Source organism: Mucilaginibacter galii (assembly GCF_014635825.1).
Classification (GTDB): Bacteria; Bacteroidota; Bacteroidia; order Sphingobacteriales; family Sphingobacteriaceae; genus Mucilaginibacter; species Mucilaginibacter galii.
Genome location: NZ_BMDO01000009.1, coordinates 137,238 through 153,241, shown reverse-complemented (window position 1 = coordinate 153,241; position 16,004 = coordinate 137,238). Strand labels below are relative to the sequence as shown.

16 protein-coding genes are annotated in these 16,004 nt (G+C 42.9%); 6 read left to right on the top strand and 10 right to left on the bottom strand.

The window, feature by feature from the left end; genetic code table 11:
• Positions 1–181 precede the first annotated feature (181 nt).
• Positions 182–565 (bottom strand): DUF983 domain-containing protein, encoded by a 384-nt coding sequence (locus IEV61_RS15805; RefSeq protein WP_188418009.1) that lies wholly within the window; start codon positions 563–565, stop codon positions 182–184.
• Between the two features lie 7 nt (positions 566–572).
• Positions 573–1,475 carry an AraC family transcriptional regulator gene (locus IEV61_RS15800; RefSeq protein ID WP_188418008.1) on the bottom strand — a complete coding sequence of 301 codons (903 nt, stop codon included), beginning with the start codon at positions 1,473–1,475 and terminating at the stop codon, positions 573–575.
• Between the two features lie 171 nt (positions 1,476–1,646).
• Here IEV61_RS15800 and IEV61_RS15795 point away from each other — a divergent pair, with 171 nt between their 5' ends.
• The gene (locus IEV61_RS15795; RefSeq protein ID WP_188418007.1) at positions 1,647–2,303 is read left to right on the top strand and encodes a DUF6624 domain-containing protein; all 657 of its coding nucleotides are present in this window, start codon (positions 1,647–1,649) and stop codon (positions 2,301–2,303) included.
• A gap of 100 nt (positions 2,304–2,403) precedes the next feature.
• Here IEV61_RS15795 and IEV61_RS20710 read toward each other — a convergent pair whose 3' ends face one another.
• Genes IEV61_RS20710 through IEV61_RS15780 form a run of 4 tightly spaced genes read right to left on the bottom strand, consistent with a single transcriptional unit; the run spans position 2,404 to position 6,324 of the window.
• A complete protein-coding gene (locus tag IEV61_RS20710; protein ID WP_262890609.1) occupies positions 2,404–2,538 on the bottom strand; it encodes a hypothetical protein in 135 nt (44 codons plus the stop codon).
• Positions 2,539–2,582: 44 nt separating this feature from the next.
• On the bottom strand, positions 2,583–3,128 hold the full coding sequence (locus IEV61_RS15790; RefSeq protein ID WP_188418006.1) for a helicase: 546 nt from the start codon (positions 3,126–3,128) through the stop codon (positions 2,583–2,585).
• A 44-nt stretch (positions 3,129–3,172) separates the two neighbouring features.
• A complete protein-coding gene (locus IEV61_RS15785; RefSeq protein WP_188418005.1) occupies positions 3,173–4,669 on the bottom strand; it encodes a YfcC family protein in 1,497 nt (498 codons plus the stop codon).
• A 17-nt stretch (positions 4,670–4,686) separates the two neighbouring features.
• Positions 4,687–6,324: an ABC transporter substrate-binding protein gene (locus IEV61_RS15780; RefSeq protein ID WP_188418100.1), complete on the bottom strand. Its 1,638-nt coding sequence runs from the start codon at positions 6,322–6,324 to the stop codon at positions 4,687–4,689.
• 107 nt (positions 6,325–6,431) lie between these two features.
• On the opposite strand from IEV61_RS15780, the gene IEV61_RS15775 reads away from it, so the two are divergent.
• Positions 6,432–7,016, top strand: coding sequence for a TMEM175 family protein (locus tag IEV61_RS15775; RefSeq protein ID WP_188418004.1), 585 nt, complete (start codon positions 6,432–6,434; stop codon positions 7,014–7,016).
• Positions 7,017–7,062: 46 nt separating this feature from the next.
• Positions 7,063–7,932, top strand: coding sequence for a DUF5694 domain-containing protein (locus IEV61_RS15770; RefSeq protein WP_188418003.1), 870 nt, complete (start codon positions 7,063–7,065; stop codon positions 7,930–7,932).
• 75 nt (positions 7,933–8,007) lie between these two features.
• Here the strand turns inward: IEV61_RS15770 and IEV61_RS15765 are convergent, their stop codons facing one another.
• From IEV61_RS15765 to IEV61_RS15755, 3 genes are all read right to left on the bottom strand, one after another.
• Positions 8,008–10,275 carry an aconitate hydratase gene (locus IEV61_RS15765; RefSeq protein ID WP_188418002.1) on the bottom strand — a complete coding sequence of 756 codons (2,268 nt, stop codon included), beginning with the start codon at positions 10,273–10,275 and terminating at the stop codon, positions 8,008–8,010.
• Between the two features lie 291 nt (positions 10,276–10,566).
• Positions 10,567–11,334 carry a type I methionyl aminopeptidase gene (gene map, locus IEV61_RS15760; protein ID WP_188418001.1) on the bottom strand — a complete coding sequence of 256 codons (768 nt, stop codon included), beginning with the start codon at positions 11,332–11,334 and terminating at the stop codon, positions 10,567–10,569.
• Positions 11,335–11,411: 77 nt separating this feature from the next.
• Entirely contained in the window at positions 11,412–12,029 is a 618-nt protein-coding gene (locus IEV61_RS15755) for a polysaccharide deacetylase family protein (RefSeq protein WP_188418000.1), read from the bottom strand.
• A gap of 198 nt (positions 12,030–12,227) precedes the next feature.
• Here IEV61_RS15755 and IEV61_RS15750 point away from each other — a divergent pair, with 198 nt between their 5' ends.
• Genes IEV61_RS15750 through IEV61_RS15740 form a run of 3 tightly spaced genes read left to right on the top strand, consistent with a single transcriptional unit; the run spans position 12,228 to position 13,997 of the window.
• A complete protein-coding gene (locus IEV61_RS15750; protein WP_188417999.1) occupies positions 12,228–13,235 on the top strand; it encodes an NAD(P)H-dependent glycerol-3-phosphate dehydrogenase in 1,008 nt (335 codons plus the stop codon).
• A 26-nt stretch (positions 13,236–13,261) separates the two neighbouring features.
• Positions 13,262–13,618, top strand: a complete 357-nt coding sequence (locus IEV61_RS15745) for a hypothetical protein (RefSeq protein ID WP_229747170.1) — start codon at positions 13,262–13,264, stop codon at positions 13,616–13,618.
• A 58-nt stretch (positions 13,619–13,676) separates the two neighbouring features.
• Positions 13,677–13,997: a hypothetical protein gene (locus IEV61_RS15740; protein ID WP_188417998.1), complete on the top strand. Its 321-nt coding sequence runs from the start codon at positions 13,677–13,679 to the stop codon at positions 13,995–13,997.
• Between the two features lie 79 nt (positions 13,998–14,076).
• Here IEV61_RS15740 and IEV61_RS15735 read toward each other — a convergent pair whose 3' ends face one another.
• Positions 14,077–15,912, bottom strand: a complete 1,836-nt coding sequence (locus tag IEV61_RS15735; protein ID WP_188417997.1) for a DEAD/DEAH box helicase — start codon at positions 15,910–15,912, stop codon at positions 14,077–14,079.
• Positions 15,913–16,004: the final 92 nt, after the last annotated feature.

Here is a 16,004-nt window from a genome sequence, read left to right as displayed (position 1 = left end):
GCTGTTTGTTTTATATCATTACGAGCGTTAGCGTGGCAATCGCAAGTGTTTAGGCAAGTCTTCTTGCGGTTACCATGTTAAGCTTATGGAAAATATATTAATCTCACCTGTCAGTCTGAGCTTGTCGAAGACTTAGTAAAGTGTACAAGTCTTCGACGAGCTCAGACTGACACATTTACTTTTACCTGCGCTTAGGATCATAATGCAAATTGGGTGTTAACCAATACAGCAATATTACTCTTGAATACCGGAAGTTAAATGGCGCCAATATAAATGCTACGCTCAGTAAAATGCTGATGTATAACCAAGGCGATTCCATATTGCCGGTGAGGATGTAAGTAGCTACCGCCAGCGTAACCATTTCGGCTACGTTCATGGCGTAACTAATAAACATGGCCACATAAAAGTAACCCGGCTCAATCTCAAAGTGGAAGCCGCAATGCGGACAGTCAGTATGCATTTTTTGTCCGCCAAATTGATACATCTTATTGGCAAACATGTTGCCGGTGCGGCATTTGGGACACTTAGCACTCAAAGCCGATTTAAATTCGGATGGATTATTCATGGCTGTTTTATCTAAGCTTAATGTTTTTATGGTTTGTAGTTTTTAAAGTATCTTTTCTAAATTCTTCGGGTGTTAAACCGGTTTGCTTTTTAAAGAACTTGGTAAAGTAAGAGTTGTCGTCAAACCCAAGTTTTAAGGCTATTTCTGAAATCGTCAAATGCAGGTTTATAAGTAGCCGTTTAGCTTCCAATACAATGCGGTTACGGATCACTTCGCCCGCCGGCAGCCCTAATACATCTTTACAAAGTGCGTTTAAATGGTTGGGCGTAATGTAAAGCAGTTCGGCATAATCTTTAGGCAAGCGCAGGGTTTGATAGTGCAGTTCAATTAACTTCTGAAAGTTTTTTAGCAACGTGTAATTATAGGCGTTAATACTGCTGCCTTGTTTTTCATGACCTAACCGGCCGGTTTTAATAAATACTTGTAGTAACAAGGCTTTTACCATATCGGTGCCCAGTCGCTCGCCTTTTTCGCTTTCTGTAATTAACTGTTCAAAAAGCAGTAAGATGCCGGGTCTTTCGGCTTCGGGTAAATTAATTACGGCATCGTGTATATGACCATTAAAAAAAGAAAACTGTTCCAGATAGTCGGGCTTCAATAAGAATGACTGGAAAAATGATGTAGAGAAATTGATCACATAGCCATCAACCTTACCCTCAAAGCTCCAGCTATGTACCTGTCCCGGAATCATAAAATAGATCTGGTTCGGCTTTACTTCAAACTGCTCAAAGTCTATAGCATGAGTCCCAGCACCCTCGGTAAAAAGTACCAGGTGATAAAAAGTATGCTTATGTGCTAAACTCAGGTTATGGTGCTGGGCCAGGTAAGGTGAAAACCTACTGATCAGGATGTCTTCCTGCTTAAATTCAGAAAGTGTACAGATGTCATAAACCGGTATTTCCTTTTTCATTTCCTAACAAATATACGCCGCAATACTCTTGCTGCTATGGTGTTATTTGCAGGTGTTGTGGTACTATTTACTGATTGGATAAATTGACTAAAGTCGGGCAAATCAGAGTTAATAAGGTTCATCATACTCATTATTGATTAGCTTTACCCGTAATTAACCAAACTCAATTGCATGAAAAGAGCACTTTGCTGCTTTCTATTAATGGTTTGTCTACAGGCTTTTGGTCAAAAGACTATCAATAAAAAATTAAAGCATCAATTAGATAGCATCATAATACTTGATCAAAAGTACCGCGACACCTTGATGCAGTTAACTTTGCCAGCACAACAAGGCCTGTTAGCTAGAAGCTTGAAAATGAGCATTGCTCAAGCTGAGAAATATTATTGGAAGTTGCAGGGACGGTTAGATTCGCTCAATGTTGTTTTTGTAGAAAAGCTATTGGTTAAATATGGTTATCCGGGTAAGAGCCTGGTGGGTTCGCCAGCCAATGAGTCGGCTTGGTTTATTATACAACACGCTCCTAAAATTTCCAAGTATTTGCCTGTTATTAAAAGAGCTGCCGTGCAGGGGGAGTTACCTTTTCGTTTATACGCTATGATGCTCGATCGATATTTGATGGACGAAAACAAGGAGCAAATTTACGGTTCGCAGGGTGCTTACCGTACTTTAAAAAACGGCAAAACAGAGTGGATTATTTGGCCTGTTAAAGATGCCGGCCATGTAAATGCTCGTCGCAAAGCGGCAGGTTTTGACAATACAGTAGAGTACAACGCCAGTTCCTTACAGATTTACTATCGCAAAGTATCCTTGAAAGAAGTTATACTTTAACGGTACAAACCGGAGATAGAACAAAACGTTATTCTACTGTGAAAATAAACTAAGCACAGTTGAAATAAATACTACTTCAATACCTGCATTATGTGTAATTTTAACCGGTGCCACTGGTATGGTAGGCGAAGGCGTACTGCACGAATGACTTAACGCGCCCCAAGTTAAGCAGGTATTGCTGCTCAATCGTAAGCCAAGTGGTATCATACATCCCAAAGTAAAGGAGATCATTCACGCCGATTTGTTCGATCTATCGGCGATTGAAGACCAGTTGATCGGTTACAATGCCTGCTTCTTTTGCCTCGGCATATCATCAGTGAGCTTTACCACTTGGAATGCCATCATATCTTTTGGGTTCCACATGTGGTCGCTTGTACATGTATAACCCCTTAACCATAATTGACCTTCAATTTTTCTTAAATAAAAACCTTTTGGAAAATCATTATCGTCAATAATAGGCTTAGAAAAAATGGTTATAGCATCTAACGGACTTTGATACTTTACGTGGAAATGTCCACTTATTTCTTGCTGGTCCTTTAGTTGTAATCTTAAATTAGGCCCCACTTCTAATGGACAGTATGTTAAACCTATTCTATTTATATGTTTGGTGATTTCCAAGATGGTTGCTCCCTCGGGGAAACCTAACTGTTCTATAGTGAGAATTATAACTAAAACAGTTTTTTTTGTTGTGATTGTTGGAAAAAGGTTGCTTGAAAAAATAAGTTTTGCAAACTCATTTAATTGAATATCAGATCTTATTAAGATTTCTAACAGTTCACCCTTAGAAATGCCTCCGTATTCAACATCTATCTTAAAATGTTCCATGATTTGGTTATTGCTTTCCAATTCGCTTTTCAACAAATATAGCCTTAAAGATTTACCCCAATAAGCAAGGCCCCTCCACATAAAACCAGTAGCATGAGCATGAGTGGCCATGCAAATTTCCACCAGGATTTAATGCTGATGCCTACCAGTGCCAGCGATGGCAATATGAGCCCGGTAGGGGTAACAAACCCCATAATGCCCATGCCAAACAAATAGCTGTTCACAATTTCGCGCCCGGGTACGTGTGCTGCCAGTGCAAGCCCGCCCATAATAGGCATAGTAACCACCGCCATGCCCGAACTGCTGGAGATAAACAGCGTAAATACGCAATACAGCAACATCAACAGGATGATGAACAAGCCAGGTGGTAAGCCGCTTACCATGATAGAGGCTTCGTGAACAATGGTGTCGCTGATATTTCCTCCATCTAAAATGGCGGTCACACCACGGGCGGCACCCACAATAAAAGCCACGCTGAGTAACCCTTCGGCGCCTTTAATAAAGGTATCGATAAATACTTTCTGGTTCATGCGCTGAATAACAGCTACCAGTACTGCAGCCACTACAAACACAGCCGACATTTCTAGCAGCCACCAATGAAACTTAACCACCCCGGTAATCATAACGGCAAATGCCAAAAAAAATATACTCAACAAAAGGCTGCTGCGGGTAGATAATTTAGTTGCAACTGCATCCCGGCTAAATGCTGGGAACGGACTTTGTACCACACCATCAAAACGGTAAACCAACGAGGCCGACGGATTGAGCTTTACCTTTTGCGAATACCTAAACACATAGGCAATGTATACCGTTGCTGATAATACAAACATGATGAGCCGCCCGTTGATGCCATCCGTCCAGCTTATACCGCAGGCGTTGGAAGCAATAATGGTAGAGAATGGGTTAGAGAAGGAAGAAAGCGTTCCCAACTGCGTACCACCGAATATGACGGCTACCGGAACCAGCAAATCGTAGCCTGCTGCTAAAAACAGCGGTACCAGCACGGGGTAAAAGGCAAAAGCTTCTTCGGCCATACCGTAAGAGGCTCCGCCAAAAGTAAGCAGAAAGGTAACAATGATGATTAGCCAGCCCTCATGTCCCTGCATTTTAGCCGAAAGACTTTTCAAGCCAGCTTCCAACGCGCCCGTTTCATTAAATACATGGATAAAGCCGCCTATCAGTAAAATAAAGAGCACAATATCAATGGTGTCATATATCCCTTTAATAGGCGCTTCAATAATGCTGACTACACCCTGCGCATTTTTAGGCAAACGGTGATAGCTTCCCGGAACTGATACCGGCTTGCGGATAGTGCCCTGCTCAAAAGCGGTTAACGGCGTAACAATATGTAAGCTATCAAGTGTTTTTTGAGTACCCGGCAGTGTAATATCTGTACCGTTCTTGTTCAAGGTAAAACCGGGTGCAGCGTAAGTAAGCGTATCAAATTTACCTGCGGGCACCAGCAAAGTGGCCAGTGCAGCCAGCACAATTACGCCCATTAATATGGCGAGGGGATGTGGTATGTTTTTTAGGATGGGCATAGTTAATTAAGGTAAACTTATTGCTTCTTTACCACATTTTTAAGCACCAGCAGGTTTTGAGCATTTTGGCTGTAACCGCTAATGTTGTTCTGATAAAGGTTAACCAGTTTATCATAATACAAAATCACCACGGGCGATTGCTGCATCACTAAATTATCCATTTGCTGGTACAACTTATAGCGTTGTGCATCATCGGTAACGTGGTAGGCTTGCTCAAAAAGCTTGTCAAATTGTGGGGTATGATAGCCTGTATAGTTAGGACCAAATGGTATTTTGTTCTTACTGTAAAACAGAGATAAAAAGTTTTCTGCATCAGGGTAATCGGCCAACCAGGAGGCTCGGAAAAAGTTGACACCATTCTTGGCGATCAGCTCGCGCAGGCTGGCGCCCTGTACCAGTTCTACCCGCGTGCGGATGCCCGTTTTTTGCAGTTCGCCTTGTATGTATTCAATGAGGTCGCGATAGCTGGTGGTGGTGCTCAATACAATTTCGGGGAGGTTTTTACCATTGGGAAAGCCCGCTTCGGCTAAGAGCTGCTTGGCTTTAGCAGGGTTGTAACGATAACCATGAACGGTTGCGGTATCAAAACCCGGCATACCTTGCGGTATAAAACCTGCATAACCGGGCGTACCAGTGCTGTTGCGCAGGTATTTGATCATGTTAGGTTTGTTAATGGCATAGTTTATAGCCTGCCTTACTTTGAGCATACGTAGTGGCGAATGCTTAACGATGGGTAGCGCGGTATCTATCAATATGCCTAAATATTCGGTATTTAAATAGGGAGCAATATTAACCTTGAATTTGCCTTTATATTTCTTGGTAACGCGTCCACCTTTGGTTAAAATATCATCGCGATAGCTGCCATCAATGCCACTGAAATAGTCCAGTTTCTTTTTGATAAACTCCATAAAGGCCGTTTGCTTATCACTGATGAACGTAGCACGGAAGGCATCCAGATGTGGCAAGGTATGGCCTTGCGCATCTTTTTCCCAGTAGTACTCGTTTTTTAGCAGCACCATTACTTCGCCCTCTTTCCAGTATTTAAACTTAAAGGGGCCTGTACCCACCGGGTGGCTGCGAAAATCTTTACCATAATGCTCCACTACCTCGCGGGGGACTACCGAGCAATACTGGGCAGTTAGCAAACTTAGCAATGGTGGGAAGGGTTGCTTTAGCTGTATTTGAAAAGTGCTGTCGTTCAATGCTACGAAAGCCTCCTTGCCGTTTACCTTGTCGCTAAATATCCACGAACCCGAGGAAGCCACTTTAGGATCGATTAGACGTGCAAAGCTATATGCAAAATCGGCGGCAACTGCGCGGCGGCCTTTGCCCTTGGCAAACTGGGCGTCATCATGAAAATAAACGTCGCTACGGAGGTGAAAAGTGTAAGTTTTGCCATCGGCCGATAGTTCCCAGGTTTTGGCTATGCAAGGTTTTATGTGTAGGCTATCATCAATTTGAACCAATCCATTATAGATCTGATTGTCCATCCACAAGGCGTTTTGGTTGCGGGCAAAGGCAGGGTCCATGGAGCTGAGGCCCTGATCAAGATTGACATTGAAAATGGTTTTGTTCGATGTGTCTTCTGCGGTGTTGCAAGCTCCCAGCGCCATCAATACCAACCATAATAACCCGTATGCGCCAAACCTGTACATGGCAATAAATATCAGAAATAAAAAAGGTACAAGCCTAATATAATGGTTCATCATTGGTCAAAATAACCTACTTTGCTGTATTTTAGCTTCACTACTTAAACCCGCATATGAATAAAGGACGAATAGAGGCTTTCAGCGATGGTGTGATTGCCATCATCATTACCATTATGGTACTGGAACTTAAAACCCCTCACGGCGAAACATTGCATGCCCTGCTGCCCTTACTGCCTGTTGCTTTAAGTTACGTGTTAAGCTTTGTATATGTGGGTATTTACTGGAATAACCATCACCACTTATTCCATGCCGTAAAGCAGGTGAGAGGTGGCGTGTTATGGGCTAACCTGCATTTGCTGTTCTGGCTATCTATCATTCCGTTTGTAACCAGTTGGATGGGAGAGAACCACTTTTCGCAATGGCCGGTTATTATGTATGGCGTAGTTTTGTTAATGAATGCCCTTGCCTTTATTTTGTTATCGAAAATACTGGTGATACAAGCCGGCCCCGATTCTACACTGGCCAAAGCGGTAGGTAAAGACCGCAAAGGGGCAATTTCTCTATCAATCTATATTATTTCGGTTTGCGTGGCTTTTGTAAATCCAACAATTAGTCTGGCCCTTTATACCCTGGTGGCTATTATTTGGTTTATCCCCGACAGGCGGATTGAGCGGGTGCTGCTTAACACAAAAGAGTAGTAACGCTCTGATTGTAACAAAAGCATAACGCTGCACTCTAAACTATATGAAAATCATCTATACATTATATACAGTTTTAACACTCGCAGTTTCGGTAAGCTTTGCGCAAACCAAGCCTGATGAGAAGGTAAGTATTATGCTCATGGGCAGTACTCATTTTGGTCAGCAGCAGTTTTATAAGCAAGGCCCATCTATGGATTTGTTCAGCAATTCGCGGCAACAGGAAATAGCCGACATCAATAAGCAACTGGCTAAATACAAACCCGATCTTATCCTTATTGAGACGGAGCCATCGGAGCAGCATACTGTTGATAGTCTATATCATCTTTTTAAAGCCGGTAAACTTGCTTTTAATCAACTCGATTATGGACGGGCCGAGCAATATCAATTTGGATATAACCTGGCCAGGCAAATAGGGCTGCAAAACATTTACGGTGCCGATTATTCTACCAGTGTGTCTACCCGGTTATTTAAGGATGGTAAAAATTTAGACCGGTTTGTGGCCGATATGAATGCTTACTCTGAGTTTGGACGTTCGGTAGATCAGCAATTTAAAGACGGTAAGCTATCGTTGAAAAATTACCTGCTTAAGTTTAACTCTTCCGAGATTTACAAACTTACCTATCAAATGATATATGTTAACCCTGTTAAGGTGACCAATGGTTCGTTTGGCAAAGTAGGAGGCAATATCATTGACACCTCCAAGGTTGATAAGGAGCACATTGGTGCAGATTATGTTTCGCTGTTTTATAGCCGCGAGCTAAAAATTTATTCAAATATACTAACAGTAGTTAAGGCGCAGCAAGCCAAGCGTGTGCTGCTTATTATGGGGCAGCGTCATGCTTCCGCATTATCCTATATTATGGCTAACGACGACGATTTTAAGCTGGTTCCGTTGAGCAGTTATTTAAAATAGCATTACAATAGATACATAAAACAAAAACGCCCTTGCAATTTGCAAGGGCGTTTTTGTTTTATGGTAAAATGCTAATTAAGCACCTTGTTGTCTGCGGATGATGTTTAATGCACCACCTGCTTTAAACCACTCAATTTGCTGAGCATTGTAAGTATGGTTAACCGGGAATGAATCTTCGGTGCCATCGGCGTGGTGCAATACCACGGTTAACTGTTTGCCTGGAGCAAATTCAGTTAAGCCAACAATGTCAATTTTATCATCTTCCTGAACCTTGTCGTAATCGGCAACGTTATCGAAAGTGATACCTAACATACCTTGTTTTTTCAAGTTGGTTTCGTGGATACGGGCAAACGATTTTACTAATATAGCACGTACACCTAAGTGACGGGGCTCCATAGCCGCGTGCTCACGTGACGAACCTTCACCGTAGTTTTCATCGCCTACAACGATGGTACCAATACCATTAGCTTTATAATCGCGCTGTGTAGCCGGAACCGGACCATATTCACCAGTCAGTTCGTTTTTAACGCTATCAGCAGTATTGTTGAAGTAGTTAATAGCACCAATAAGCATGTTGTTACTGATGTTGTCCAGGTGACCACGGAATTTTAACCATGGACCAGCCATTGAAATGTGGTCAGTAGTACATTTACCTTTAGCTTTGATCAGCAAACGTAAACATTTAATGTCGGTACCTTCCCATGCTGCAAACGGATCTAACAGTTGCAAACGTGATGATGTTGGACTAACCAATACTTCTACATGGCTACCATCTTCGGCAGGGGCCTGGTAACCGGCATCCTCCACGGCAAAGCCTTTTACAGGTAATTCAATACCCAGTGGCTCATCAAGCATAACTTGCTCGCCGGCCTCATTGGTCAGTGTATCGGTTAACGGGTTAAAAGTTAAATCGCCTGCAATGGCAAACGCAGTAACAATTTCCGGAGATGCTACGAAAGCGTGTGTATTAGGGTTACCATCCTGGCGTTTAGCAAAGTTACGGTTAAACGACGTGATGATAGAGTTTTTACGGGTAGGATCGTCGGTATGACGTGACCATTGGCCAATACATGGTCCGCAGGCATTAGCCAAAACCACACCACCAATTGCCTCAAAAGTATTTAAGTAACCATCGCGTTCTACAGTATAACGTACCAGTTCTGAACCTGGAGTTACGGTGTATTCGGCTTTAGTTTTTAAACCTTTATCGGTTGCTTGTTTGGCAATAGAAGCAGCACGGGTAATATCCTCGTAAGAAGAGTTAGTACATGAACCTATCAAGCCAACTTCTAAAGCAGTAGGCCAGTTATTTTCTCTAACGGCAGTTGCAAATTTAGAGATAGGCCAAGCTAAATCCGGTGTAAACGGACCGTTTACATGCGGCTCCAGTTCGCTCAGGTTAATTTCAATAACCTGGTCAAAATATTGTTCAGGAGAAGCATAAACTTCTTCATCGCCGGTTAAGTGTGCAGCTACGCCATCGGCCAGTGCAGCAATATCTTCACGTTGTGTACCGCGCAGGTAAGCAGCCATTTTTTCATCGTAACCGAAGATAGAAGTGGTTGCGCCAATTTCGGCACCCATGTTACAAATAGTACCTTTACCAGTAGCCGAAAGTGAACGTGCACCCTCGCCAAAATATTCAACAATAGCACCGGTACCACCTTTTACAGTAAGGATACCAGCCACTTTCAAAATAACATCTTTTGCTGATGCCCATCCCGACAATTTACCGGTTAAGTGAACACCAATTAATTTAGGGAATTTAAGCTCCCAAGGTAAGCCGGCCATAACATCGCAGGCATCGGCACCACCAACACCAATGGCAATCATACCTAAACCACCTGCGTTAGGCGTGTGCGAATCGGTACCGATCATCATGCCACCCGGGAAAGCATAGTTTTCTAACACTACCTGGTGAATAATACCTGCACCCGGTTTCCAGAAACCCAAACCATATTTATCAGACACTGACGCTAGGAAGTCGTAAACCTCGCTGTTAATATCTTTAGCTGTATTTAAATCTTCAACAGCGCCAATTTTGGCCTGTATTAAGTGATCGCAATGTACGGTAGAAGGTACAGCCACTTGCGGACGACCAGCCTGCATAAATTGCAGCAATGCCATTTGCGCAGTTGCATCTTGCATGGCTACGCGATCCGGGGCAAAATCTACGTAATCAACACCACGGTGATAGGCTGCCTTAGCATCGCCTTCGGTAAGGTGTGAATATAAAATTTTCTCAGTTAAAGTTAAAGGTTTGCCGGTCGCTTGGCGGGCCGCGTCAATACGGCTGCTAAAGCGGTCGTACACCTTTTTAATCATATCTAAATCAAAAGCCATTCGATTGATTGTTAGGTAAAAAATGAACAATTCGAGGTTCAGAAACCCAAAAAAGGGCGAACGCCGCGAATGTACAAAATTTAACACCCAAATGGGGTCACTGGTTTGTCCAAATGCTATTTAGATTTATTCTGAATTGGGTGTTATTGTGAGTAGTTAAATGAATGAGTGGCGAGTGTTTTTTTACTTGCCCACCCATGTTAAGTACTCGTTATAGACGAGCGGAAGTTAAGTTTTTTACTTGCTTAACTATATTAACCAATCGCCATAAACGAGCGTAAGTCAGGCTTACTAATCCCAAATACCATTAGCCGCAGTTAGGATGACGGGCTCGCCGCCGGTTACTAAAATGGTATGCTCATGCTGCGCTACGTAGCCGCCCCGGTTGCCGGTAAGCGTCCAGCCGTCAGTACCGGTGTTGGCAATGGTAGATTTGGTAGAGATGAAAGTTTCGACAGCCACCGTAGAGTTTTTACGGAAACGGCCGGTGTTATAGCGGTCGTAGTAATTTAAAATATCGTGCGGTTCTTCGTGCAGGCTAAGTCCTACGCCGTGGCCAGCCAAATTCTTGATTATTGTGTAACCCAGTTTGGCGGCCTGCGTTTCAATAAGCTTGCCTATATCTGCAATTTTTACGCCGCCCCGTATTTGGCTTATGGCCGTTTGCAATATGCTTTTAGACGCTTCTACCAGTTTTTGATACTCATCGCTACCCGCACCTCCTACTATAAAAGAGCCACCATTGTCGGCCCAGTAGCCACCCAACTCGGCAGATACATCAATGTTAATAAGGTCGCCGTTTTGCAAGATCCTTTCGGCCGAAGGTATGCCATGCGCCACCTCGTTATTTACGCTGATGCAGGTATAACCAGGGAAATTATACGTAAGCTTAGGGGCCGATTTTGCACCCATTTCTGTTAGCATTTGCCCACCAAACTCGTCAAGCTCCAGCGTGCTCATACCGGGTTTGCAATGCTCGCGCATAGCTTTTAAAACCAGTGCCACGCACTCACTTATTTTTTGCATTCCGGCTAATTCGGCTTCGGTAGATATAGACATAGTATTTTAATAAAGGGTACAAAAGTAAGATGTACGGGATTTATAATGGCCGGGTTTGTGAAATTTTAAGTAAAAAACTATAAAGCCTTAAATTTATAACCCGCCTTACTCCAAACTTCCAAAGCCCGCGGCAAAACATATTCCAGCCGTTCAAAAGCCTTCAGACTATCATGGAATACTACAATAGCACCGTCGCGCGTATGTTTGAGCACACCTTTAAGGCAGTCGGCAGGTTTTAAATTAATGTCAAAATCGCCGCTGAGCACATCCCACATTATAATTTTAAGATCGGGCTTTAATGCTCTCAACTGTTTAATTTGTGAGCGTTTGATGCGGCCATAGGGTGGGCGAAACAAGGAAGTTTTCAGCAGCTCGTCTGCCTTAATAAAATTATTTACATACACCTCGTCCTCAGTTTTCCAGCCTTTAAGGTGATTAAAGGTGTGGTTGCCTATGGCGTGACCCTTAGCTTGTAGCTGTTGGTAAATGTCGGGGTGCTTTTGCACGTTATCGCCAATGCAAAAAAAGGTGGCCTTGGCATTAAACTTTTCCAGGGTTTTGAGCACAAAGGGGGTTACTACGGATATGGGCCCATCGTCAAAAGTAAGATAGATGACGCGTTGGGCACGGTCGGCGTTCCAAACCAGTTGCGGGTAAAGCTTTTTAAGCAGCCAGGGTGTTTTTACCAGGTACATAACGCAAAGTAAAGTAATTAAACGATAAAGAGATGTAAGCACTAACCCATCACATGAACTGCTCGTGATTCGGTTACAGGTAGCAGCCTGTAACAAGATTAGTGCAAAACCGGCGGCTTGTAAATGGGCTTAGTGTTCAAGGCAAAAAATTATACCTTTGTCAGCCTGTTCAAGTCAATGAACAGGCGCAATAAATTCATGCAAGAGCAACCGCAAAAAATACTGGTAGTAGGAGGAGGAAGCTGGGCTACGGCTAACATCAAAATGTTGACGGATAATGCTGCCCCAAAAGAAATATTTTGGTGGATGCGTAATGCCCAGGCGGTAGAGGATATCCAAAAGTTCGGGCATAACCCAAACTACCTAAGCTCAGTAGAAATTAAAGTACCTGCGCAAAACATAGCAACCGATTTAAAGGGATTAATACAAAAGGCAGATTTTATTCTACTTAACGTGCCGGCTGCTTTCCTTAAAAATGCCCTTGCCGATATTACGGCGGTCGACTTTGCGGGTAAAAAAATAATTTCGGCCATTAAAGGTATCGTGCCCGATGAAAACCTCATTATTGGTGAGTTTTTACATAAATATTTTGAGGTACCCTTCAAAAATTTCCTCGTTATTAGTGGCCCCTGTCATGCCGAAGAAGTAGCGTTAGAAAAACTCTCATACCTTACCATAGCCTCGCAAGATGCTGATTTGGCTGCTGTATTTGCCGGCATGCTAAATACGCGGTACATTAAAACTACAACTTCAGATGATATTTATGGTACTGAGTATGGGGCTGTACTCAAAAATATTTACGCAGTAGCCAGTGGTATTTGCCATGGCATTGGTTACGGCGATAATTTTCAAGCAGTGCTCATCTCCAATGCTATAAGTGAGATGAAGGATTTTGTAGATGCTGTACACCCCATTGACCGCGATATAAAAGAATCGGCCTACCTGGGCGATTTGCTGGTAACCGCCTACTCGCAGTTTAGCCGCAACCGTACTTTTGGTAACATGATAGGTAAAGGCTATACTGTAACTTCGGCCCAGTTGGAGATGAATATGGTTGCAGAAGGATATTATGCAGTAAATTGTCTACACCAGATAAATAAGCAGTACACCGTAAGCATGCCTATTTGTGAGGCAGTGTACCGTATTTTATATAAAAAACACTCTCCGGTAACAGAAATGAGACGTTTGGCAGAACAATTGAGCTAGTGTACTTACATTAACTTAATTGAATCATGAAAAATGTAATTAAAGTTGCTTTATTAGCAGCCGGATTATTCGTAGCTGCCGATACTCAAGCACAAGTAATTAAAAAAACAGGAAATGCTATAAGCAAAGGTGCCAAAGCGGTAGGTAACACTGCTGAAGATGGCGCTAAAGCAGTAGGTAAGGGTGCAAAAAAAGGTGCACGCAAAACTGCAGAGGTGGCTTCTAAAGGCAAATCTGCTGTAGTGGATAAAAAATACGAAGACAAAGTTGGCCCAGGTGGTCAAACCATTTACATCGATAAAAATTCTGCATATTATTACGTGAACAAAAAAGGACATCACGTATATGTGAAAGAATCTGATTTGAAGGTGAAAATTAAATAATATAATAAGCGTGCTCATGTAAATGGGCACGCTATTACTTATAATCTCGCCTTTGATCATGAAAAATTACCTTTTAACAATTATACACATTGCGTGCGCTTGCGTATTACTTTCGGCTGCCTGCTCCGATTCAGGAAAAAGTAATTTAAAAGGGAAGTGGCAAACCAAAGACGGCCAAACCAAACTCGAAATTACCGGCAAGCAATTTATCACGACTGAAGATGCACCGGTTGCCGAGGATTACTTTATTAAAAACGATTCCATATTTACCTCTTTTGAAGGTAACCAGCCCTATACCCGTTTCGTGATACAAAAACTGGACGATCATAATTTGAAACTGTTGTACCCTGATTCGGTAGCGGTTGAATTTGTGCGTTAACAACAAAAGCCTCCCCTAAGGAAGGCTTTTATCAAACTAAAAATAAAGCTTCTTTTAATCGAAGCAAAAAAACTAAAACTTAGTATTTTCTACGGCGCTCGCCACGGTCTTCACGGCTTTTGCCCGAAAAGTCGCGGAATCCGCCACCAGAGCTACCTCTTTCGGCACTACGGTTGCTGCTGCCACCTTCACGACGATTGCCGCCGCCGCTATAGCTGCCGCCTTCGCGTTTTTTGTAACCACCGCCACCATAGCTACCACGGCTTTCGCCACGGTCGCCTTCGCCACCTGCTGCCGATACTTCAATTCTAACCTCGCGGCCTTTAAATTGAGCATCTTTAAAGCTGGCAAAAGCTTTTTCCGAATCTTCATTGGCAACTTCCAGGAAAGAGTAAACACCCTTAACGTCAATTTTACCAATGGTACGGCCAACAATACCGGTTTGGTTACAGAAATAACCTAACAAATCGCCGCGGCTAAATCCGTCTACCGAACCTAAGTTGATAAACAAACGGGTAAAGTCGCCACGGTTGCCACGTTGAGGGCGCTCGCCTGGAGCACCATCGCGGGTAAAGCGGGTATCTTCAACAGCGTTAAGATCCGGTGCATTTTTGTAATATTCTAAGAAGCTGTTAAACTCAATAGAAGCAAAACGTTTAATCAGGTCTTCTTTGCTTAAATCGGCAAACTCATCGTAAATACGAGGTAAGTACTGCTCAATTTGTTGCTCGTTTATTTCAACGTTATGTACCTTATGTATCAGGCCAAACAGTTGTTTTTCGCAAACATCAAAACCGGTTGGAATTTCGGCTTTAATAAATTTTTTGCCAATAACACGTTCTATCTGGCGTATTTTACCAATTTCCTTAGAGTTAACAATGGCAATAGAAATACCTGTTTTACCGGCACGGCCCGTACGTCCGCTACGGTGGGTATAGTTCTCTATTTCATCGGGTAATGAGTAGTTAATAACGTGAGTAACATCGTTAACATCAATACCACGGGCGGCTACATCAGTTGCAATTAGCAACTGCAAACCACGCTCGCGGTAGCGTTTCATTACCTTGTCGCGTTGTTGCTGCGAAAGGTCGCCGTGTAAAGCATCGGCATTGTAACCGTCTTTAGCTAATGACTCAGCAATTTCCTGAGTTTCAATTTTGGTACGGCAAAATACGATACCAAAAATCTCGGGGTTAAAATCAACGATGCGTTTAAATGCAGCGTATTTGTCACGGGCACGTACTACATAGTACTCATGCTCAATGTTCACATTTCCGGTGTTCTTTTCGCCCATGGTGAGCTCAAAAGGATCGGTCATGTACTTCTTAGCTATGCGGCGAACCTCGCTTGGCATAGTGGCCGAAAACAGCCATGTTTTTTTATCCTCGGGCGTGGTGGATAAGATACTGTCAATGTCTTCCTGAAAGCCCATGTTGAGCATTTCATCAGCTTCATCCAATACTACAAACTGTACCTGCGAAAAATCAATAGCCTTGCGGTTGATAATATCGAGCATACGGCCCGGGGTAGCAACAACAATCTGTACGCCGCGTTTAATTTGGCGTAACTGATCTGAAATACTGGCACCTCCATAAACAGCAACAACGCTAACGTTCTTCATGTTTTTAGAGTAGTTTTTCAAATCATTGGTGATTTGTAAACAAAGTTCACGTGTAGGGCACAGAATAAGTGCCTGTGGATAATTTTCTTCAAAATCCAGCAGTTCCAATAATGGTAAGCCAAAAGCAGCAGTTTTTCCGGTCCCGGTTTGGGCTAATCCGACAAAATCGTTGCTGCCTGTTAACAATACCGGAATTGACTGTTCCTGGATTGGCGTTGGGTTTTCGAACCCTAACTCAGTGATGGCATTAACAATATCATGACGGATTCCCAGTTCAATAAATGGGTTGTTCATGAATTAAAATAACGAATTTGGCAACATCGCCAAATCGAGTGCAAAGGTATGTAAAATTGCCATCATTTCAAATAGGTAATTGAAAATGAGAT